A 20094-nucleotide genomic window follows, 5' to 3' on the forward strand; every position below is an offset into this window, starting at 1 on the left:
GAGTCGGCCCGCCACGGCGGCTCCGGTGGCGGCTGTCAGGGGCCTCACCAGGGATTTCGGGCGGCGAAGGGTCCTCGACGGGGTCGACCTGGAGATCGGCCGGGGCGAGTTCGTCGCCCTGCTCGGCCGCAGCGGTTCCGGCAAGTCCACCCTCCTGCGGGTGCTCGCGGGGCTCGACCCCGGCGCCGAGGGCGAGGTCGAGGTCGGAGGCGTCGGAGGCGTCGGAGGCGTCGGAGGCACTGTCGCCGTGGCCTTCCAGGAACCCCGGCTGGTGCCGTGGAAGCGGGTCCTGGCCAACGTCGCCCTCGGTCTTCGCGCCCCCGACCCGGACGCCGCCGCGCGGGCCGCGCTGGAGGAGGTCGGTCTCGGCGGGCTGAGCGACGCCTGGCCGCTCACCCTGTCGGGCGGGGAGGCCCAGCGGGCCTCCCTGGCCAGGGCACTGGTCCGCGAGCCCGGTCTGCTCCTGCTCGACGAGCCGTTCAGCGCCCTGGACGCGCTGACCCGCATCACCATCCACCGCCTCGTACTCGACCTGTGGGAGAGGCACCGCCCCGGCATCCTGCTCGTCACCCACGACGTGGACGAGGCCATGCTGCTGGCCGACCGCGTCCTGGTACTCGACGGAGGCACCGTCGCCCACGAGTCCCGGATCGAACTGCCCCGGCCCCGCCACCGCGACCACCCCGACCTCATCGCACTGCGCTCCACCCTGCTCGACCGGCTGGGCGTCACCCCGGAAGGAACCGCATGAAACGTCGTGTCACCGCCCTGATCGCCGCGGCACTGCTCCTCACCGTCACCGCGGCCTGCGGGGCGGGGGAGGAACAGGGCGCCCGGGCCGACGGCTCGATCGACCTGTCCCAGGTGACGCTGCGCGTCGGCGACCAGAAGGGCACGGGTCTGCAGGCGCTGCTGACCGCGGCCGGCCAGCTCGACGACGTCAAGTACAAGGTGACCTGGTCCCAGTTCACCTCGGGGCCGCCGATCCTGGAGGCCATCAACGCCGGTTCCCTGGACTTCGGCGCGGTGGGCAACGCCCCGCCGGTCTTCGCCGCCGCAGCGGGCGCGAAGATCTCCGTCGTCGCGGTCGCCGAGAAGGGGCTCGGTGGCCAGGCCGTCGTCGTCCCCGCGGACTCGCCCATCAAGACCCCGGCCGACCTGCGCGGTAAGCGCGTCGCCGTGGCCAAGGGCAGCTCCGCGAACTTCCACCTGCTCGCCGTGCTGAAGAAGGAGGGGCTGAGCTTCGGCGACATCCAGCCCCAGTATCTCCAGCCACCGGACGCCCTGGCCGCGCTCTCATCCGGCAAGATCGACGCCTGGGCCATCTGGGATCCCTACACCGCCCAGGCCGAGGCGCAGACGAAGGCGCGCATCCTGGTCGACGGCGAGGGCTACGCCAACGGCTTCGAGTTCCAGATCACGGGCAAGGACGTCCTCGCCGACCCGGCCCGCACGGCGGCGCTGGGAGACTGGGTGGCGCGAATCCGCAAGGCGCACCAGTGGGCCAACGAACACCAGGACGAGTGGAGCAGGGTCTTCTCCGAGCTCACCGGCCTGGACCAGGGGATCGTCGGCACGGCGATCAAGCGCAGTTCGTACCGGGACCTCAAGCTCGCCGGGGACGTCGTCGAGCGTGAGCAGCTCGTGGCCGACGCCTTCAGTGAGGAGAAGCTCATCCCGGTGTCCATCACGTTCGCCGACGTCGTCGACACCCGGTTCGACGCCACCTTGGAGAACCCCTCGTGACGTCCCTTCCGAGGCCCGGAGGCACTCGATGAAGTTCCACTGGTTCCTGCCCACCGCCGGTGACAGCCGGGTCCTCACCGGGGGCGGCCACGGCCTCGCCAGGGGGCACGGCCGCTCCGAGGCGGCGGCGTTCCGCTCGCCGGACATCGAATACCTGGCGCAGGTCGCCCGCTCCGCCGAGCAACTCGGCTTCGAGGCCGTCCTCACCCCGACGGGCACCTGGTGCGAGGACGCCTGGCTGGTCACCGCCGCGCTGACCCGCGAGACCGAGCGGCTGAGGTTTCTCGTCGCGTTCCGGCCGGGCTTCATGTCCCCGACGCTGGCCGCGCAGATGGCCGCCACCTACCAGCGGCTCTCGCGCGGCAGGCTCCTGCTCAACGTGGTGACCGGCGGGGAGACCGCCGAACAGGCCAGGTTCGGCGACCACCTGTCCAAGGACGAACGCTACGAGCGCACCGACGAGTTCCTCTCGATCGTGCGCGGAGCGTGGAGCGGCACCCCGTACGACTTCGACGGCACGCACTACCGCGTCGAGGGCGCGATGGTCTCCGAGACGCCCGACCCCGTCCCGGAGATCTACTTCGGCGGCTCCTCGCAGGCGGCGGGACCGGTCGCGGCCAGGCACGTGGACGTCTACCTCACCTGGGGCGAGCCCCCGGAACAGGTCGCGAGGAAGATCGAGTGGATTCGCGGGCTGGCCGAGGAGCAGGGCCGCAAGCTCCGCTTCGGCATCCGGCTGCACGTGATCACCCGCGACACCGAGCGCGACGCCTGGGCGGAGGCCGAGCGGCTGCTGGCCGCCATCGACCCGGCCGACATCGTCTCGGCCAGGAAGCTGCTGGGCCGCAGCGAGTCGGTCGGCCAGAAACGCATGCTGGAACTGCACGCGGGCTTCACCGGTGGCGGCGCCCGTGACCTGGAGATCCACCCGAACCTCTGGGCCGGGGTCGGTCTCGTCAGGGGCGGCGCCGGGACCGCGCTGGTGGGCAGCCACTCCCAGGTCGCCGAGCGGATCGAGGAGTACGCCTCGCTCGGCATCGAGGAGTTCGTCCTGTCCGGCTATCCCCATCTGGAGGAGTCGTACTGGTTCGGTGAGAACGTGCTTCCCCGGTTCGCCGCCGCACCCGCGTCGAGGTGAGCACGAGGGCGGTCGTGGCCGGGTTCGCCGACCGCGGTCCGCTTCGCGGAACGCCACGGGATTCGCGGCCTGGCTGAAACCGGCCCGGCCGCGAATCCCGGCTGCAACCGGCCCGGCTTGGAACCTGTCCGGCCGTACCTCGCCGGGGGGTGACCGGCCGGGGCCCCGTTCGGTGAGGACCCGTTCGAGCGGGTCAGGTGCGGTCCGGCGGGTCGCCCGGTCGCTGTGTGGAGCGGTGGCGCCTGCGGTAGGCGCGTTGCTGGCAGGCCCGCGAGCAGTAGGCCCGCGGGCGACCCGCCTCGGCCCGGTCCAGGGTCGTTCCGCACATCACGCACAAAGCTCTTTCGTCACGCATTGCATCACGCTCACGAATCAGAGCCTCGACGCCGTCCAGCACGCGCCGCAGGCCGAACTCGAAGGAGTCCTCCGGCTCGTCGTAACCGCCCGCCTCCCAGATGTGGGTCAGCGTGGGATAGCGGTGGAGGTTCTCGTACAGGGACTGCCTGGCTCCCCACCACTCCTCCTCGGAGACCCCGGTGTGCCGCTCTACCCTGGCGATCTCCGCGGCCCTCGCCGCCTCGCTGTCCACGAACCGGCCGACGAGGCCCACCACGGCGACCATCTCGGCGGGCTTCAGGCCGCTCTTCGCCACGGTGCTGAGCGCGTACTCGAAGTTGGCGACGGAGTTCGGTCCCGGGATGTGCCGGCTGCCGCGCGTCCCGGCCAGCCAGGGGTGGCGCAGGCGCAGAGCCCAGCCGCGCCGCGCCCATCCTTCGAGCGCCTCGCGCCACCCGTGCGCCGTGCTCACCGAGGTTCCCGCCGCCGCGACGGTCTCGCCCGTCGCCGCCTCCGTCGTCCCCGCCGCCTCCGCCCCGCCTGACGTGCTCCCCGCGTCACCCGCGGCCTGACCTGACGCGCCACCCGTGCCCGGCGCGGCACCCGGCGTGGTGTCGGCCAGCACCGCGTCGCACATCAACTCGACGAGCTGCGCCTTTCCCGGTACGTGCCGGTAGAGCGACATGCTGGTGAAGCCGAGCCGTTCGCCGACCCGGCGCATGGACAGCGCCTCGATCCCTTCGGTGTCGGCGATCTCGACGGCCGCGCGCACGATCGCGTCGACGCTCAGCCCCTGTCTCGGCGCGGCGTCCCGCGGCTTTCGCCACAGCAGTTCGACCGTCCGGTCGGGACCCTCCTCGACGGCCACCCCGTCCTCCTTCCGGCTTGACGCTCGGACCCAATATCTGTTTATGCTGTATAACGCTGTTTACATTATAAACGAGGAGTGTTCCTTGAGTGAGCTCTACGTCTCCCCATCCGGCGACGACGCCTGGCCCGGCACCCGCAGACAGCCCCTCGCGAGCCTCGCCCGCGCCCGTGACCTGGCACGCGGCACCGGCACCGTGGTCAACCTGCTGGCGGGCACCCACAGGCTCGCGGAAACCTTCCGGCTCACCGAGGCCGACTCCGGCGTGACCTACCGGGCCGTGGGTGAGGCCGTCATCAGCGGAGGCAGAGTGATCACCGGCTGGCAGGAGCGGGACGGTGTGTGGCTGGCCGAGGTCGGCGACCTCGACACCCGGCAGCTCCACGTCGACGGACGCAGGGCCGAACGAGCCGCGATCGACACGATTCCCGGGAACGTCACCAGAACCGACACGGGTTACGTCACCGACAGCACGGCCCCCCAGGGCTGGGGAAACCCCGGCGACGTCGAGTTCGTCCTGCGCGGCGTCTACCCGTGGACCGAGGCCCGCTTCGGTGTCGCCGCCGTCGAGGGCGACGAGCACTCGACCGTCATCACCATGGCCCAGCCCGCCTTCGCCTGGGCGATCGACCTCTACAACTCGGCCGTCCCGTGGGAGAGCATCGAATCCCACGGCCCCGGCCTGCCGACCCGGGTGGAGAACGGTGTGGGCTTCCTGACCGAGCCCGGCACCTTCGCCCTCGACAGGTCCCGCCCCGGCCACCACGTCCTGCACTACCGGCCGCGCCCCGGCGAGGATCCCGGGCGGACGGAGGTCGTCGCACCCGTGCTGGAGGAACTGGTCAACGTCACCGGGGCCCGCGACGTCGCCTTCCTGGGCATCACCTTCGCCGACGCCACCTGGATGCGACCGAGTCGTCCCGAAGGTTTTCTGCACTACCACGGCAGCGGCTACTACGACGGCGGCCCCATCGAAAAGGTGTCGTTCGGCGAGGGCGCGTGGGTGACGGTCCCCGGGGAGTCGCTGGCGATCCCCGCGAACGTCGTGTTCGAGGGCGCGGGAAGCGCCTCGGTCGAAGACTGCCGCTTCACCAGGCTGGGCGCCACGGCCCTGCGGTTCTCCGGCGACAGCACCGGCATCCTGGTGCGAGGCAACGTGTTCGAGGGCGTCTGCGGAGGCGGGATCTCGATCAGCGGGAGCCGCGGCGCCACGGTCGAGAACAACTGGATCCACGACATCGGCCTGGAGTACTCCGGCGCGCCCGGCATCGCGGTGAGCGCGAGCGAGGACTCCACGATCGCGCACAACCAGGTGAACGACGTCCCGCACTGCGGCATCGTGGCCGGCGTCGGTAAGAGCACCCGGATCCTGCGCAACCTCACCTTCAACACGCTGAAGGTGCTGGCCGACGGCGGCGGCATCTACCTGTCGGGCCCGCAGGGCGACTCCCACGACAACGGCGCGGTGATCCGAGGCAACGTCGTGCGCGACACGCTCACGCCGTACAACTTCGCGCTCTACACCGACTACGGCGCCGCCTGGGTCACCGTCGAGGACAACGCCGTCCAGCGCGCCGACAACACCGCCGTCCTGCAGGTCTGGCCGCCGCTGGAGAACGTCGTCTTCCGAGGCAACGTCTGGGACGCCGACCCCGTGGGCTGGGACGACCCGCCGCAGGGCGTCACCCTGGAGGACAACGCGACACTGGCCGACGAGAAGGACTTCGAGGTCCGCACGGCGGAGATCGCCGCGCGGGCCGGCCTGGAGCCCGGCTACGCCCACCTGCTGGACCGGTGACCGCGGGCGCTCCCCGGGCACCGTCGGCCGCCATCCAAACCCGTCGTACGCGAAACGAACGGCCCGGCTCTCTTGGAGAAGCCTTGGGATCGCCGGGAGCGTGAAGCCGACGCGGGCGCGGTATGAGAGGGATAGTCCCGGTGCCCGTACGCGGGCACGGGCCGCGCCATGTCCTGCCGTGAGCATCGGCAGCCGTGACATGGCGCGGCGCGAGGCGGGCCGACGTCCCGGACGCTGACCGGGGGACACGCCGGTGCCGCAACCGGGTGACACCGACACATCACTGGGCGACGGCTCGTCGAGCCTGGGAGCGGCCCGAGCGAGGAGAGTTCAGTCATGGAGATGCCCGCGGTCAACGAGTGCCAGGTCGAGGCGTGCGCGTACAACACCGCGCACAGCTGCCACGCCCTCGCCATCACGGTCGGCAACAGCAGCCACGCCGAGTGCGAGACCTTCTTCAAGGTCCCTTCGAAGGGGGGCGACCCGACCCACACCGGCCGCGTCGGCGCCTGCAAGATGGCCGACTGCCAGCACAACATCCAGTACGAGTGCCAGGCCTCCGGCATCGTCGTCGGCTACGCCCAGCAGGACATCGACTGCCTCACCTACGCGCCCGCCTGACCTCGGACAGCCCGAGTCAGGACGACGGCAGAGCCGGGCCGAGCCGTTCGGTGATGAGCGGTGGCCCTGCTGTGCTGGATGGTGGCGGTCAGTGATAGGTCGCGCCCTGGGTCACCCGGCGCGGCAAGGGCCCGGCCAGTGGAGGCATATGGGAAGTCGGCTCTTCGCATCCAGTACCACCCGGGAGCCCAGTGGTTCCCCGAGCCGGACGACGCCCTCGCCGAATGCGCCGACGCCCGCACACAGACCGTTGCCGTTGTGCTCATCGACCTCGATTCCGAGGACCACGACGTCGGGCCGCTCGTCGGCCCGCAGGCGGATGGTCGACATCTTTCGGCCGAGGCAGATGCCGTATCCGTAGCTCACCCGCAGCGTGTGTTCGTCGAGCACCTCGAAACCCATGACGTCGGGGGGCAGGTGGTCGCCGACGGCATCCTCGACGGTGCCGAGCATGGCCCCGTCGACCGCGACATGGTCGATCGGGCCGGGCAGGTTGGAGAAGGACAGCCGCCACGCCGGGACGGTGGCCATGCCGCGCAGGGTCCGCAGGCGCATGGTCGTGAAGGTGGCGGTGGTCATCTTGTACGCCCGATCGTCCTGGGCGGAGGCCTCCATCCTGTAAGGGGACAGAGCGATCAGCGCCTGGCGTGCGCTGATCACGGGGATCCGCATGGTGGAGCCGTCATCCCAGCGGATCCGCGCCTTCTCCGGCGGTGTGGGAAGCGGGCCGGCCACGGCGAAGCCGTACTCCTCGTCACTGGAGATCCGCTGCTCCACGTCCTGCCGCATCTGGCTCAGGTCCTCCGTCGGGACGAAGCCGTTGCGCCAGATCTCGGCCGCGCCGCCGGTCCGCCAGGTCCAGACGGCGCGGGCGGCGTAATCAACGAACGTGAGCCGTCTGGGGAGGTGGTCGCCTCCGGCAAGCACAGTCACCGTCAGGAGCATCACCAGTAATCGCAGCATCCGAAGATTATCGAGGTCACCAGGACTGCCAGGGCGCCCTATAAGGCCAATTCGGCATCGAACTGCACGGCGCCCGTACCCTCGGCCGGTTCGGTGCGTGGAACCACGTATCGCTCAGCGCCTCCTGGCACTGAGGGCTGCCATCTGGCACGACCACACCACTGCAGCCGATCTCCCGCAAACTGATCGTCTACGATTAACGACCAGGCTTAGGACTTACTCGTTCAGCGGGCTGTGAGAGCCGATATCGCCTGGACGCCGCCCCCGCCGGTACCCCCTGATCGCTTTTCCTGTACGAAGCCCTTGACGGGTTCGTCGCCTGTCAAAACATAAAGCCGTTATGGTGATCGAGATGATCGACCACCATAACGGCCTGTAGGACAAGATCAATGGTGAGCGGTCATCTGCTGTCCGACTCGACGGACAGACTATGGCGTGTTGGATTCACTCGGAAAAGCCATGGCTTTTGAGGCGTGCGATCAGGTCGTCCATGCTTTTTGGCTCTGCCCATCCTGAGCGAGTGCCCGCGACGTCCAGCGGCTCGATCCCGCCCACGAGGGTTTGGCCGCCTGCACTTTTCTGCTGGACAAGTGTCTGATCTTCGAATACGAGACCTTGGGGTGGCGGACTGGTGAGCACGGCATCATCGGGTATGGCGGCTCCAGGCTTTACGAGGGGATCTTCGTAGGGAATGTGCTCGGCTGCGAAAACCACGGTTCTAGTACCGGTGGGGATGGCCTTTTCGAAGTCCTCCAAGGTTTTTCTGGGCAACCACTCCTCGGCCTTCTTGGACTCGTCTCGGACTACGGCGCCTCGGAACAGATCGACAAAGATCATTTTTTTCTCCCCGACTCCCTTCAAGGGGTCGGTGACCTTGATCCTGAGAATGACACGATGTTCGAGTGGCCCATTGGGGTACGTGGACAGAGCCGGACCTTCCTGCCAGCCGTCGACCACGCCCGCAGCGACGATCGAGTAGATGTTTGCCAGTGCCTCCGGTGAGGGCAGGGCTTGGAAGTCGGATTCCGCGACCCGGAGAATCGAGATGTCGAGTGCTTCGCGATTTCCCTGGGCGATCTGGACCGTAGCGGGGTTGTCGAAGCTCTCATCGCCCGTGCAGCCGCTCAGGGCAAGGGCCGAAACAAGAGTCAGGGCAGTGATGGGCCGCTTCACCGAAGACCTCCTTTCTGTTTCAGAGCCATTAGGAGTTCGCGTGATCGAGGGCCTGCCCTCTCAACGAACAGTCCCCCATCACTACCGGAGCCGAGGAGGGGTGGGGAAGGGCAGGCGGGCGGGGAGGGCGAAGGTGACGGCCTTGCCGGGGGTGCCGGTGGTGTGGGTCGTGGCGGGGTGGACGTGGCACCGCCCTTGGGAGAGCCGGTGGACCAGGAGCAGGCCGCGGCCGTTCTCGGTGAGCAGGGGCAGGCCGATCTCCTCCACCGAGTCGAGAAGACCGAGGATGATGCGGACCTCGTGGAGGTCGGGGTCGCCGTCGACGACCTCGCACCAGGTGGGGGCGCCGTCCAGGCTGAGAACGCGCAGCTCGTACGGGGGACGGGCGTGCCTCTCGGCGTTGGCGGCCAGCTCCGCCACGATGGTCTCCGCGTCGGAGACGGCCTCGTCGTCCAGACCGGCCTCCCGGAGCACCTCTCGGAGCACGGCGCGGGCGCGACGTGAGGCCGAGCCAGGCTGAAGGATCTTGACCAGTACGCGAACGTCGCCGCCTCCCATCACTCCGGCGTGCTGTCCCATCAGGCCGCCGCCTCGGTCGTGATCCGGAGGGAAGATCAGATCCTCGCCGGGGTGGTCCTGGGCACCGTGGGGGATGCCGCCGGATGGCCGCATGAGCACGCTCCGTTCGCTGTCGGTGACTGTGGACAGCAGGAAACGCGACGGGCGTAGCGGCGTGAAGATCGGGTGCTGCTCGTTTGCCAAGGCTCAGGGAACGCCATGTCCAGCGTGGCAGGCCCCTGGTCGTTTCCCCAGTTCAGACGGTTATTCGACATCAAATCTGGCGCAAAGCGAACCTGTGCGGACGTATGGGCAAGCCTGTTGCCGCAGCGGTGGTAACAGGCTTTGGCTGTGTCGAATGGAACGGGGTGAGCAGGTAAGTGAATTCAGGGGCACGGCTCGATGGTTCGACGGCTGGTGGGCGCTGGAGGTCGAAGGGCCGGGGCTGCGGCGTCCTGCGCATACCCAGGTGCGGCGCCTTGACCAGATCGAGGAGACGGTCGGCGACCTGTTGACGCTCCGCTTCGACGCCGAGGTGGAATGCCGTCTTGCGTTCACTCGTGTGGACTGGTCGGTTTCTGGTCGTTCTCCTTGGCGGGGTGGTGTGCGGCGGCTCTCCTTCATCACAATGGGTAGTCATTCGGATACCGAAGGGGAGTGGCATGGGTGGGTCGCGGAGTCGTAGGGCTCGTCCCGAGCTGGTCAGTGCGCGGGTGCAGCGGGGGATGAGCCAGGAGGCGGCGGCGGAGGCACTCGGGGTGACGCCGACGACCTGGGCGCGCTGGGAGCGTGGAGAGCAGGGGGTGCGTGCCTGCTACCGGCCGCTGATCGCCGCCGTGTTCGGGGTCGAGGCGGTCGAGGTCGAGCGGTGGATAGACGGGTGGTCCTACGGGGAGACATCATCGTGGCCGATCGCGGGCTGTGACGACGACTCACCTGCGGCTACGGTGAAGTCGGCCGCGCTTCTGTGGAGGTTGGAGATGGACCCGTCCCGGCGTCACCTACTGGCCTCGCTGCCGTTCGTGCCCGGAGCCCTGGGCGAGTGGCTGGTCTCCTGGAACTACGGCACCCCGACCGCGTCGGCCGCCCGGCAGGACGAGGGACGCGAGGTGGGTCTCGCCGACGTGGCGCGGATCGTCGAGGCGCAGAAGGCGTTCGGCCAGATAGACCAGCGGTTCGGGGCCGGGCTGGTGCGCCCGGTGGTGGTCAAATACCTGCACGAGACGGTGGCGCCGCTGCTGCGGGGTCGTTACGACGAGCGGGTGGGCTCCGAGCTGATGACGGCGGCGGCCGGGATGACCTGGCTCGCGGGCTGGACGGCCTTCGACCTGAACCGGCACGGCCAGGCTCAGCAGCACTTCGGCCAGGCACTGCGGCTGGCCAAGAACGCCGACGACCCGCTGACCGGTGCCTGGGTGCTGGCGACGCTGACCTTGCAGGCCATTCATCTGGAGCAGGGGGCCTGGGCAGTCTGGCTGGCCCGAGCCGCCGTCGACACCGCTCGCCGGGCTGAGGCACCCCCTCGCGTCATGGCCGTGATGCTGGCGAGGGAGGCCAGGGCAACGGCCTTGCAGACCAAACCGGCTGAGAGCCACGATCGACACAGCGCCAAGCAGGTCGAGCGACTGCTCGTCGAAGTCGAGCGCGCCTATGCCCAAGGGGCCACTGACCGTGATCCGGAGTGGGTCGGCAAGTACGACGAGGTGGAGCTGAACGGACAGGCAGGCGGGTGCTGGCGGCTTCTGGGTGACTATGCGCGGGCGGCGGCTTGCGCGGAAGCGGCGGTGACCGAATTCAGTGAGCGCCTTCCTCGATCCGCCCAGATCAACCGGCTTAGTGCCGCTGGGGCGTACCTGGGAATGGGCGAGCTGGACCAAGCCCTTGCCTGCGCGCGGGCCGCCATCCCGGCGACCAAGACGCTGACCTCCGCTCGCACGGTAGAGCGTCTTCAGCGGTTCGCCGGACAGCTTGAGCCGTACGGGGACAGCGTGATGGTTCGAGAGTTCCGGGATCATCTGAACAGAGAGCTCGCCGCCTGACCGGGGCGACCTTGAGGTTGTTGTTCACAGACGGTGCCGGGCGGCGTCGATCGCCTCAACGATCTCCCGGTCGCGAAGGGCCTCGGCCATCATGTCGCGGTAGCGGGACGAAAAGTCGTTCCCGCCGCTGTCGAAGCAGCCGACCCAGGGAAAGCGCCGCCGGATGGCCTCGTAGTCGATGGCGTCCGTGTCAGATGCGTCCGCCGGTCCGCTCATGCCCCCAGTGCAAACGGTCACGAAGAGAGCTTATTCGATCACATAAAGACAGTCGGAGGTTTGCGGGTGAGTGAGCGCGGCGCGGTCGAGGCGGGGCTCAGGTGCGGGAGGGACGGCGGGAGGCGATCACGTCGGTGACGGCCACGATCAGCGCGACCAGTACGAAGGCGATGGTGACCAGCAGTGAGTGCCGGAACGCCGTCGCGTACTCGCCGCCCGAGGAGGCGACCTCGGAGAGGAACACCGAGCCGATCGCCGCGATGCCGACGGCGGCGCCGATGCGCTGTCCCGTCTGGAGCACGCCCCCGGCAGTGCCCGCTTCGGGGACCGGCACCTCCGACAGGGTGAGCGTCTGGTTCGGGGAGATCACCAGGCCGCTGCCCAGGCCGGCGAGGAGCAGCGGGACCGCGGTGGCCCAGGCCACGTGGGGGCCGGGGACGAGTTCCACCGCGAGCGCGGTGACGGCGAGGGAGACCGCGACCGTCACGAGCCCGGCCACCACCAGCGGGCGGCCGAGCCGGGTGACGAACCTGCCGCTGAACAGGGAGGTCACGGCCGAGCCCGCCGCGAACGGCGTGGTCGCCAGTCCCGCCTCCAGGGCCGAGTAGCCCAGGCCGTTCTGCAGGTACAGGGTGAGGATGAAGAAGATCGCGGTGAAGCCCGCGAAGTAGAGCGCCCCGAGCAGGGCGCCGAGCGCGTACGAGCGCCTGCGGAACAGGGACAGGTCGACGACCGGCTGGTGGTGCCGCCCGTACCGGCGCTCCCAGGCCACGAAGGCCGCGAGCAGGGCGAGCCCGGCGAGCAGGGACGGCCACCTGGCCGAGGCGCCCCACTCCTGACCCTCGACGAGTGGCAGAAGCACCAGCAGGACGCAGGCGGCGAGCAGCAGCACGCCCACCGGGTCCATGGTCTGCCGGGGGCGGGACTCCTTGGCGGCGGGCCGGATGTAGCGGTAGGCCAGGACGACGGCCAAGGCGCCGATCGGCACGTTGACGTAGAAGACGAGGCGCCAGCCGTTGATGTCGCCGCCGAGGTTGATGAGCGCCCCGCCGAGCAGCGGGCCGATCGCGGTCGAGATGCCGATGACGGTGCCCAGCATCCCGAACGCCCGGCCTCGCTCCGCTCCACGGAAGAGCTGCTGGATCAGCCCGCTGACCTGCGGATTGATCACTCCGCCCGCGATCCCCTGCACGAGTCTCGCGACGACCAGCAAGGTCGGGTTCTGGGCGAGCCCGGCCGCCGCGCTCGCCGCGGTGAACAGTACGACGCCGAAGACGAACGCGTTGCGCCGGCCGTGCGTGTCGCCGAACCGCCCGGCGGGGACGAGCACCAGCCCGAAGGTGAGCGCGTACCCGGAGACCACCCACTGCAGGGTGCTCTGCGGGGCCTCCAGCCCGGTACGGATGGAGGGCAGCGCCACGTTGACGATGCTGACGTCCAGCAGGGTCATGAAACCGGCGACGAGGCAGACGGTGAGCGCCTTCCAGCGGCGCGGATCGGCTCCCTCGCGATGCCGGGAGGACGTCGCCCTGTCGGGTCCGGCGCTCATCCGGTCGTGTGGGGGAGCGGCGTTCCGGCCCGTGGTCGGCTGAGGATCATCATGACCGCCCCGTTCCCCGTCTTCGGTCGGCTTTCCAGCTTTTAGCAGGGCGTATGTACCCTTTGTAGCCTTTCCAATCATGGTTCGCGCCCCGGAGCGTGATCCGGCCCTCGCGGGTGTACCCGCGAGGGCCGGGGGAGAGTTCTCACGCCGGGGCGATTCCCCGGCCATCACGGATGTGCCCGCGAGGGCCGGGGGGAAGTCCTCACGCCAGGGTGGTTTCCGGGTCCGCGAGGGCCGGAGGTCACCGTCGGCGCGGGGAGCACCTCACGTCACGGACACGACACCTCGCTGCTCGTGGCCGGGACGTTGATCGCGGTCCAGGCGGCCTTGACCGCGTTCACCTCGGTGCAGCCGCCCGGGTAGAGCGACTTGGCGGCCGCCACGGTGGCGAGGCGCGCCTTGGCGTGCGTCCACGGGGAGGTCTTGGTGTTCAGCCCGGCCTGGAAGATCCGGCCGGCCTTCTGGATGCCGATGCCCGTCAGGGTCGTCGGACCCGAGCAGACGGTGCTGGCCGGCTTGCCCACCGGGTTGGTGCCCTCGGCGAGCAGGTAGAACCAGTGGTTCTGCGGGCCTGCCGCCGCGTGGACCGCGGTGGAGGGGATGGAGGAGCTGTAGCAGTTCGGGTGTCCCTTGGCCGAGGGGTTGTACATGTTGCGGATCTCGCCCGAGCCGGTCAGGTTGACCTCCTCGCCCACCAGGTAGTCCGGCGGGTCGAGGGAGGCGGGCTGGTTGGCGTAGTGCTCGGTCAGCGCGCCGAAGATGTCACCGGTCGACTCGTTCAGGCCACCGGCCTCGTTGCCGCTGCCCCCGCTGCCACCGGAGTACTGGAAGATGCCGTGGCCGTACTCGTGGCCGACCACGTCCATCGGGGTGGCCTGCCGGGTGTTCGCCGAGTTGCGCCCGAAGCTGGTGTAGCTGCCGTTCCAGTAGGCGTTGACGGCGCTCAGGCCGACCCGGGCCGGGAAGGCGCCGCCCGAGCCGGTGAACCCGTTGCGGCCCAGCCAGGCGCTGAGCATGTTCCATTCCGTCTGGGCCGCGTACAAGGCGTCGACGCAGGCGGTCTCCAGGTTGGTGCCCGAGCCGTTGCCCCAGGAGTCGTCGGTCCCGGTGTAGGCCGAACCGTTCTGGCCGCCGCAGCGCAGGCCGGGCCGGGTGGTGTCGGTCATCGAGTACGAGCTGCCCGAGCCCGAGGTCTGGATGGTCACCGGGTTGCCGTTGTAGTAGCTGTTGCCGGTTCCGGCGTGCACGTCGTCGTAGGAGTCGAAGACCGATCCGTCGAGGGCGTCCACGAAGACGTGCAGGACGCTCGGAGCCTCGGCGGTGGCGCCGGTGACGACCACCTCCCAGGCCAGTCTGGGCGTCGTGGTGGTGGCGTGCACGAGCAGCTTGGGCGCGGTCGCGCTCTCCACGACGGGCAGCTGCGCGCGGGCGGTGGCGGTCGCCGTGGCGGCGTCCACCTTGCTCGTGACGTCGATCGTGATCCTGGACTGCTGGCCCGAGCTCACGGACCCGACGAGCTCTCCGGCCCTGTCGGTGGAGACGATCACCTCACCGCCGTAGACCGGCAGTCCACGGTAGGTGCGCGCGTAGGTGAGGTACTGCAGGCCGTACGCACCGGCGATGTTCCTGGTGAGGGTGAACTTCTCGTTCTGTCCCTTGAGGACGGCTTCCGACCTGGCGGCGAGGGTCGCGTTGGCGGTGGTGACCGCGCGGTTGCGAGCTTCCGCGTCCGGCGGCGCGTACACCGGCGGCTCGGCGGACACGGTTCGGGCTGCGGCGGCGTCCGCCGGGGTGGCGGCGTTCACCGCCGTGGGGGTGGTCATGGCGGCGACGACCAGTACGGCCACGGCGCCAAGCTTGACCTTCGGATTCACGCGGGTGATTCCTCTCGATGTCCCTTGGGGGGTAGGAGGGATGCAAGGAGCCCTAAGAAGTCCGGGCTTTTTTAAGGTGGCATCGAGATGGGCGGCTGAATACCTCGCAAAGTTCCATAACGTCGTGATATGGGCTGATACGCGTACGAGAGCGGACCAGCTGGAGCGCTCTCACCTGCGCGGACGCCACTCCGCCGCCACATGGGGAACGGCCGCCCGCGTTTGGAGCGCGTCAGGACCGTGTGGTGGATGTCGCCGTGGACCGGTATCGCGAGGGCGGAACCCCGTACCGGTCGACGAACGCCTGACGCAGGGTCTCGGTCGTCCCGAACCCACAGCGGATCGCCACGCCGGTCATCGGCAGAGAGGTCGAGGTCAGGAGGTACGCGGCGGCCTCGGTGCGGGCCTGCCGCACGAACCGTCCCGGTGTCTGGCCGAGATGTTCCAGGAACAGCCTGGTCAGATGCCGCTCGCTCACCCCCGCGCCGTGCGCCAGCGCGACCGTGGTCAGGTCGGCGCCCAGGTGTGTCGTGACGTACTCGGCAACCTGTCTGACCAGGCTGTTCTCGGGCGAGGGCGAGGCGGTGAACATGCTCATCTGTGCCTGGTCACCCGGACGCTGAAGGTAGGTCACCAGACCGCGTGCCACTCGCCGCGCCAGCTCGGCGCCGTGATCCTCCTCGACGAAGGCGAGGGTGAGGTCCAGGGCGCTGGTGACCCCGGCCGCCGTGTAGGTGTTACCGTCACGAACGAAGATCGGGGCGGGGTCGACGGCGACCTTCGGGTGACGGGCGGCGAGGGCCTTCGCCGACTGCCAGTGGGTGGTGGCGCGCCGCCCGTCGAGCAGGCCCGCGGCGGCCAGCACGGCGGCGCCCGTGCACACCGACGCGACGCGGCGGCTCTCCCGCGCCAGGCGACGGACATGAGCGAGGATCGACCGGTTGCCGGCCGCCGCCTCGTGTCCGATGCCTCCCGACACGACGAGCGTGTCGAGTGGCCCGGCGATCCGTTCGAGCGCTTCCTGGGCCTGGAGCGTGAGGCCGGTACCGCAGGTGATGGGACTTCCCCCGGGAGTGGCCAGGCGCACGCGGTAGACGGGAGCGGCACCCTGCAGGTTCGCGTTCTCCAGGGTCGTGGTCACACAGGCGATGTCGAGCAACTCCGCCGCGTCGTACCCGATGACGGCGACACGGCGTTCGACCATGAGGGGACCCTATGCCAGAACGGACAGGAGTCCCAGATTTCCGGACCTGTTCGACCGCCTTCCTTGGTGCGTGATCGGTGCGGCGACAGAGTTGGGCCATGACACAGACAGCACCGCCCGCCCGCCGATGGGGCCGCTTCGCCTGGCACTACGTTGAGATGATCATCGCGATGTTCGTCGGAATGGTCGTTCTCGGAATGCTCCTGTCCGCGGTGGGGCTCGGCTTCTCCCACGACCGGCAGCCCGAACTCGCCTACCTGTTGATGGCGTTCGACATGTCCGTCGGCATGGCCGCCTGGATGCGCTACCGGGGCCACGGCTGGGCCTCCACCCTGGAGATGTGCGCCGCCATGTTCGTCCCCGTCGTACCGCTCTTCCCGCTGCTCTGGCTGGGGCTCATCGACGGCGGGTCGCTCATGACGATCGCCCACGTGGCGATGTTCCCGCTGATGCTGGCCGTCATGTTCCGGCGCCTCGACGAGTACGCGGGTTGCGTGTCCTGAGATCTCGCGGCCGGTGTCCGAGGAGATCACCGAGGCGCGCGGTGAGGTGTCGGCACCGTCAGGACGGGGTTTCCGCGGACGTCCGGGTCCTGCGGGGTGGCCCGGCGCCGGGCTCGGCCGGGGGAAGCGGCCCGTCGCCCTCGCGTAACACGTCGTCGGCCATCTGGTCGTACTCGGCCACCCGGCTCCTGCCCGCCTCGCCGAGCTGCTCGACCACGGCGGCGACCAGCGTTTCGAGCAGCGCCACCGCCGGGGTCAGCGAGTCGAACGGCGAGGGCGAGCGGACCTGGGCGGGCAGCACGACGTCCGCCACCGCGGCGGCGGGCGACAGCCACGGGTCGGTCAGCAGCACGATCTTCACGTTGCGCGCCGCCGCGGCGCGGGCGAAGGCGATCGTCTCGCGCTGGTAGCGCCGGTAGTCGAAGAGCACCAGCACGTCGCGGCGGCCCATGTCGAGCAGGTGGGCGGCGTGGTCGGCGGTGGACCCGGTGATGTAGGTCGCGTTGGGCCGCAACTGGTGCAGGTGGGCGATGAGGTACTGGGCCAGGATGGTGCTGAACCGGCCCCCGGCCGCCGAGATGCGGCGGCCGGGGTCGGCGAGCAGTTCCGCGGCCTTGACCAGCTCCCCTTCGGGAAGCTGGTCGAAGGTCATGGCGGTGGCGTCCAGCAGCACCCGGCGGGACCGGCTCAGCACCCGGCCGGTGTCCTCCTCGGCGCTGCCGTACTGGGCCAGGGGAGAGGAGTAGCGCTGCTGGGTCTCACGCTTGAGCGCCTGCTGCAACTCCGGATAGCCCTCGAAACCCAGCCGGTAGGCCAGCCGCAGCACGGTGGCCGGACTGGTCTGGGCCTGGCTCGCGACGGTCGCCAGCGGCTCCAGGCCGGCGGTCGGGTAGCCGGCGAGCAGGGTGCGGGCGACCCGCTGCTCCGCACGGGGCAGCTTGGGCAGCACATCGCGGAGCTGGGCCGCGACGGTGCGCGGCTCAGGGGTGCCGGACATGGTGCCTCCTCCGAAACGGCCGCCGGCTCGCGCGGCACGTCGGCAGGTAGGGATCATGCCACGAACCGTGCGAAATGAGAACGTCGCCCCCGGGTCGCGCACCGACCGCCCGGGGCCGGCTACCGCTCACCGCTCACCGCTCATCCGCGAGCCCGCACCAGTCGATCGCGGTCAGCGCGTAGGTCTTCGCCGACTGCACCAACTGGGCGATCTCCACGTACTCGTTCTCCGCGTGCGCGGTGTACCCGACACCGGGGCCGTACACCAGGCCGCCGATGCCCTTGCGGTCCATCCAGGTCAGGTCGCACACGCCCATGAAGCCGGTGGTGAGCGGCGGCTGCCCGCCGGTCGCCGTGGTGTGCGCGCCGACCAGTGCCGCGCTCAGCGGGGCGTCGTCGGGCAGCGAGTACGGCGGCCAGAGCAGCTTCCACTCGAACACCGGCGGATGCTCGCGCAGCCACGGGTCGGTGCGGCAGGCGTCCATCACCCGGGACTCGATCTCGGCCATGACCTCCTCGTTGGACCGGTCGGGGTGGTGGTAGACGCAGTACTCCACGACCAGCTCGTCGGCGAGGAAGAAGGGCACCAGGATGCCCGAGGGGTTGGCCCGCAGCACACCGGGCAGCAGGTTGAAGTAGCCGGGCGGGAAGAGCGGGTGCCGGTTGTGCCGGGCCCAGTCGTCCTCCAGGGCGCGCAACGCCTGGTAGACCACCCAGAACTTGTCGACGGTGTTGACGCCGAGCGCGTCGCCCTCCAGCGTCGGGTGCACGGTCATGCCCCGCAGCCCGGAGTGCGCGGTCTTGCCCTCCAGGGAGACACTGAACCAGAGCAGGCCCGGCGTCACCGGCACCGACGCGGGCAGGGTGCCCGCCTGCCCGGACGGCTCGCAGACGATGGCCGCGTCCGCGCCGAACCCGGCCTCCAGCACCGCGGTGGTGCCCGCCTCGTGGTCGCCGACCTCCTCGCCGACGACGCCCTGCAGGACCAGGTCACCGGCGAGGCGCACGCCGGCCCCGCGCAGCGCGAGGGCCGCGTAGGCCGCGGCGACCAGACCGCCCTTCATGTCCGTCGCGCCGCGCCCGATCACCGCGTCGTCGGTGACCTGGGCACGGAACGGGTCGCCGCGCCACCGGTCGAGGCGGCCCGGCGGGACCACGTCGACGTGCCCGTTGAGCAGCAGCGACCGGCCGCCACCGGCGCCGGAGACGACACCGCAGGCGTTGTCGCGGCCCCGCTCCACGGTGACCTTGGTGACCTCGGCCCCGGCCTCGGCGTACAGGTCGCCGAGCAGCGCGCTCACGTCGCCCTCCGCCCCGACGATCTTGTCGTACTCCTGGCCGGGGTAGCGCGGGTTCACGCTGGGGATGGCGATCGCGTCGGCCAGGCTGGAGACCATCCGCTCGGCGAGCAGGTCGACCTGCTCCAGCACCCGGCGGGTCACGTCGTGTTCGGCGGTCATGCGGTCTCCTTCGAGGTGGTGGGAAGTGGTTCCTGAGCGGGGGTACGGGGCCGCCGCAGCGAGGCGAGGACGGAGTTCGTGATGCCGGCCAGGCCCTTGGGGGCGATCCAGAGCACCACGAGGATCAGCATGGCGATCGCCATGTCGCGCCAGGCCCCGGCGTCCTGCAGCACGTCGGAGACGAGGGTGACGACCACGGCGCCGGCGATCGGCCCGTAGACGCTGCCGCTGCCGCCCAGGAAGATCATGCTGAGCAGCAGGGTCAGGTAGCCGAAGCCGAAGACGTCGGTGCTGACCACGCCGTTGAGGAAGGCGTTGAAGCTGCCCGCCACCCCGGCCACGGCCGCGCCGACCATGAAGACGATCAGGTGCTGGCGCACCCGGGAGACGCCCCGGCTGGTGGCGAGCGCCTCGTTGTCGCGCAGTGCCAGCAGCGACATGCCCAGGGTCGAGCGGGTCAGCACCCGGACCAGCACGGTTACCGCGAACAGCAGCGCTGCACCGAGGAAGTAGTAGCCGATCCGGCCGTCGGCCCGCAGGTTGACGTCGCCCAGGCTGAGCCGGGGGATGCCGACGATGCCGTTGGATCCACCGGTCAGACCCGCCTGCCCGAGCACCAGGTAGATGCAGAGCTGGGAGAAGACGTACGTGGCCAGGCCCACGTAGATGCCGCGCAGCCGCAGCACCGGCAGGAACGCCACCAGCGAGGCGATCAGGGCCGACAGCCCCGAGATCGGCAGGGCGAGCCACGGGTCGATGCCGGTGCGGGTGGCCAGGATGCCCGTGGTGTAGGCGCCGATGCCGAAGAACCCGATCTGGGCGAAGTTGAAGATGCCGGCGAAACCGAGGGTGAGGTTCCAGCTCATGGCGAGCACGCCGTACATCGTGAAGAGGATGAGCAGCAGCCGGGAGTGCGGGTCGGTGAAGACCATCGGCAGGGCCACCAGGACCGCCGCGTAGACCGGCCAGCCGGCCCAGGAGCGCAGGTTGGTCATGGC

19 protein-coding genes are annotated in these 20094 nt (G+C 69.9%); 8 read left to right on the forward strand and 11 right to left on the reverse strand.

The window, feature by feature from the left end; genetic code table 11:
* The first annotated feature begins 25 nt into the window (after nucleotides 1-25).
* Genes ABT352_RS30360 through ABT352_RS30370 form a run of 3 tightly spaced genes read left to right on the forward strand, consistent with a single transcriptional unit; the run spans nucleotide 26 to nucleotide 2884 of the window.
* Nucleotides 26-751: an ABC transporter ATP-binding protein gene (locus ABT352_RS30360; protein ID WP_350948388.1), complete on the forward strand. Its 726-nt coding sequence runs from the start codon at nucleotides 26-28 to the stop codon at nucleotides 749-751.
* Nucleotides 748-1746 carry an ABC transporter substrate-binding protein gene (locus ABT352_RS30365; RefSeq protein WP_350948389.1) on the forward strand — a complete coding sequence of 333 codons (999 nt, stop codon included), beginning with the start codon at nucleotides 748-750 and terminating at the stop codon, nucleotides 1744-1746. Before ABT352_RS30360 ends, ABT352_RS30365 begins: the two co-directional genes overlap by 4 nt.
* Before the next feature lie 28 nt (nucleotides 1747-1774).
* Nucleotides 1775-2884 carry an LLM class flavin-dependent oxidoreductase gene (locus tag ABT352_RS30370; RefSeq protein WP_350948390.1) on the forward strand — a complete coding sequence of 370 codons (1110 nt, stop codon included), beginning with the start codon at nucleotides 1775-1777 and terminating at the stop codon, nucleotides 2882-2884.
* Nucleotides 2885-3077: 193 nt separating this feature from the next.
* Here the strand turns inward: ABT352_RS30370 and ABT352_RS30375 are convergent, their stop codons facing one another.
* Nucleotides 3078-4088, reverse strand: coding sequence for a TetR/AcrR family transcriptional regulator (locus tag ABT352_RS30375; RefSeq protein ID WP_350948391.1), 1011 nt, complete (start codon nucleotides 4086-4088; stop codon nucleotides 3078-3080).
* An 85-nt stretch (nucleotides 4089-4173) separates the two neighbouring features.
* On the opposite strand from ABT352_RS30375, the gene ABT352_RS30380 reads away from it, so the two are divergent.
* Together ABT352_RS30380 and ABT352_RS30385 are read left to right on the forward strand one after the other, a co-directional pair.
* A complete protein-coding gene (locus ABT352_RS30380) occupies nucleotides 4174-5886 on the forward strand; it encodes a right-handed parallel beta-helix repeat-containing protein (RefSeq protein ID WP_350948392.1) in 1713 nt (570 codons plus the stop codon).
* 336 nt (nucleotides 5887-6222) lie between these two features.
* The gene (locus ABT352_RS30385; protein ID WP_350948393.1) at nucleotides 6223-6507 is read left to right on the forward strand and encodes a DUF1540 domain-containing protein; all 285 of its coding nucleotides are present in this window, start codon (nucleotides 6223-6225) and stop codon (nucleotides 6505-6507) included.
* 111 nt (nucleotides 6508-6618) lie between these two features.
* Here ABT352_RS30385 and ABT352_RS30390 read toward each other — a convergent pair whose 3' ends face one another.
* From ABT352_RS30390 to ABT352_RS30400, 3 genes are all read right to left on the reverse strand, one after another.
* Nucleotides 6619-7470 carry a hypothetical protein gene (locus tag ABT352_RS30390; RefSeq protein ID WP_350948394.1) on the reverse strand — a complete coding sequence of 284 codons (852 nt, stop codon included), beginning with the start codon at nucleotides 7468-7470 and terminating at the stop codon, nucleotides 6619-6621.
* 444 nt (nucleotides 7471-7914) lie between these two features.
* Nucleotides 7915-8643 (reverse strand): hypothetical protein, encoded by a 729-nt coding sequence (locus ABT352_RS30395; protein WP_350948395.1) that lies wholly within the window; start codon nucleotides 8641-8643, stop codon nucleotides 7915-7917.
* 81 nt (nucleotides 8644-8724) lie between these two features.
* The gene (locus tag ABT352_RS30400; RefSeq protein ID WP_350948396.1) at nucleotides 8725-9405 is read right to left on the reverse strand and encodes an ATP-binding protein; all 681 of its coding nucleotides are present in this window, start codon (nucleotides 9403-9405) and stop codon (nucleotides 8725-8727) included.
* A gap of 154 nt (nucleotides 9406-9559) precedes the next feature.
* Here ABT352_RS30400 and ABT352_RS30405 point away from each other — a divergent pair, with 154 nt between their 5' ends.
* Together ABT352_RS30405 and ABT352_RS30410 are read left to right on the forward strand one after the other, a co-directional pair.
* Nucleotides 9560-9886, forward strand: coding sequence for a hypothetical protein (locus ABT352_RS30405; RefSeq protein ID WP_350948397.1), 327 nt, complete (start codon nucleotides 9560-9562; stop codon nucleotides 9884-9886).
* Entirely contained in the window at nucleotides 9864-11240 is a 1377-nt protein-coding gene (locus ABT352_RS30410; protein WP_350948398.1) for a helix-turn-helix domain-containing protein, read from the forward strand. Before ABT352_RS30405 ends, ABT352_RS30410 begins: the two co-directional genes overlap by 23 nt.
* Nucleotides 11241-11264: 24 nt before the next feature.
* Here ABT352_RS30410 and ABT352_RS30415 read toward each other — a convergent pair whose 3' ends face one another.
* From ABT352_RS30415 to ABT352_RS30430, 4 genes are all read right to left on the reverse strand, one after another.
* Nucleotides 11265-11456, reverse strand: a complete 192-nt coding sequence (locus ABT352_RS30415) for a hypothetical protein (RefSeq protein ID WP_350948399.1) — start codon at nucleotides 11454-11456, stop codon at nucleotides 11265-11267.
* A 97-nt stretch (nucleotides 11457-11553) separates the two neighbouring features.
* Entirely contained in the window at nucleotides 11554-13005 is a 1452-nt protein-coding gene (locus tag ABT352_RS30420; RefSeq protein WP_350948400.1) for an MFS transporter, read from the reverse strand.
* A 323-nt stretch (nucleotides 13006-13328) separates the two neighbouring features.
* The gene (locus tag ABT352_RS30425) at nucleotides 13329-14933 is read right to left on the reverse strand and encodes a M4 family metallopeptidase (protein ID WP_350948401.1); all 1605 of its coding nucleotides are present in this window, start codon (nucleotides 14931-14933) and stop codon (nucleotides 13329-13331) included.
* A gap of 232 nt (nucleotides 14934-15165) precedes the next feature.
* Nucleotides 15166-16137, reverse strand: coding sequence for a GlxA family transcriptional regulator (locus ABT352_RS30430; RefSeq protein ID WP_350948402.1), 972 nt, complete (start codon nucleotides 16135-16137; stop codon nucleotides 15166-15168).
* 98 nt (nucleotides 16138-16235) lie between these two features.
* Here ABT352_RS30430 and ABT352_RS30435 point away from each other — a divergent pair, with 98 nt between their 5' ends.
* Nucleotides 16236-16640, forward strand: a complete 405-nt coding sequence (locus ABT352_RS30435) for a hypothetical protein (protein WP_350948403.1) — start codon at nucleotides 16236-16238, stop codon at nucleotides 16638-16640.
* A 58-nt stretch (nucleotides 16641-16698) separates the two neighbouring features.
* Here the strand turns inward: ABT352_RS30435 and ABT352_RS30440 are convergent, their stop codons facing one another.
* The 3 genes from ABT352_RS30440 to ABT352_RS30450 all read right to left on the reverse strand — a co-directional run bounded on the left by ABT352_RS30440 (nucleotide 16699) and on the right by ABT352_RS30450 (nucleotide 20091).
* Nucleotides 16699-17637, reverse strand: coding sequence for a MurR/RpiR family transcriptional regulator (locus tag ABT352_RS30440; RefSeq protein WP_350948404.1), 939 nt, complete (start codon nucleotides 17635-17637; stop codon nucleotides 16699-16701).
* A 133-nt stretch (nucleotides 17638-17770) separates the two neighbouring features.
* Nucleotides 17771-19096, reverse strand: a complete 1326-nt coding sequence (locus ABT352_RS30445; RefSeq protein WP_350948405.1) for an ArgE/DapE family deacylase — start codon at nucleotides 19094-19096, stop codon at nucleotides 17771-17773.
* Nucleotides 19093-20091: a branched-chain amino acid ABC transporter permease gene (locus ABT352_RS30450; RefSeq protein WP_350948459.1), complete on the reverse strand. Its 999-nt coding sequence runs from the start codon at nucleotides 20089-20091 to the stop codon at nucleotides 19093-19095. Before ABT352_RS30450 ends, ABT352_RS30445 begins: the two co-directional genes overlap by 4 nt.
* Nucleotides 20092-20094: the final 3 nt, after the last annotated feature.

Origin of the sequence: Streptosporangium sp. NPDC000563, assembly GCF_040299985.1 — a bacterium.
GTDB lineage: Bacteria > Actinomycetota > Actinomycetes > Streptosporangiales > Streptosporangiaceae > Streptosporangium.

Excerpts from the sequence above, each read along its gene's own strand:
- ABT352_RS30365 (WP_350948389.1), top strand. The coding sequence starts at position 748 with ATGAAACGTCGTGTCACCGCCCTGATCGCCGCGGCACTGCTCCTCACC.
- ABT352_RS30370 (WP_350948390.1), top strand. The coding sequence starts at position 1,775 with ATGAAGTTCCACTGGTTCCTGCCCACCGCCGGTGACAGCCGGGTCCTC.
- ABT352_RS30385 (WP_350948393.1), top strand. The coding sequence starts at position 6,223 with ATGGAGATGCCCGCGGTCAACGAGTGCCAGGTCGAGGCGTGCGCGTAC.
- ABT352_RS30390 (WP_350948394.1), bottom strand. The coding sequence starts at position 7,470 with ATGCTGCGATTACTGGTGATGCTCCTGACGGTGACTGTGCTTGCCGGA.
- ABT352_RS30405 (WP_350948397.1), top strand. The coding sequence starts at position 9,560 with ATGGAACGGGGTGAGCAGGTAAGTGAATTCAGGGGCACGGCTCGATGG.
- ABT352_RS30410 (WP_350948398.1), top strand. The coding sequence starts at position 9,864 with ATGGGTGGGTCGCGGAGTCGTAGGGCTCGTCCCGAGCTGGTCAGTGCG.
- ABT352_RS30415 (WP_350948399.1), bottom strand. The coding sequence starts at position 11,456 with ATGAGCGGACCGGCGGACGCATCTGACACGGACGCCATCGACTACGAG.
- ABT352_RS30420 (WP_350948400.1), bottom strand. The coding sequence starts at position 13,005 with ATGAGCGCCGGACCCGACAGGGCGACGTCCTCCCGGCATCGCGAGGGA.
- ABT352_RS30430 (WP_350948402.1), bottom strand. The coding sequence starts at position 16,137 with ATGGTCGAACGCCGTGTCGCCGTCATCGGGTACGACGCGGCGGAGTTG.
- ABT352_RS30435 (WP_350948403.1), top strand. The coding sequence starts at position 16,236 with ATGACACAGACAGCACCGCCCGCCCGCCGATGGGGCCGCTTCGCCTGG.
- ABT352_RS30440 (WP_350948404.1), bottom strand. The coding sequence starts at position 17,637 with ATGTCCGGCACCCCTGAGCCGCGCACCGTCGCGGCCCAGCTCCGCGAT.
- ABT352_RS30445 (WP_350948405.1), bottom strand. The coding sequence starts at position 19,096 with ATGACCGCCGAACACGACGTGACCCGCCGGGTGCTGGAGCAGGTCGAC.
- ABT352_RS30450 (WP_350948459.1), bottom strand. The coding sequence starts at position 20,091 with ATGACCAACCTGCGCTCCTGGGCCGGCTGGCCGGTCTACGCGGCGGTC.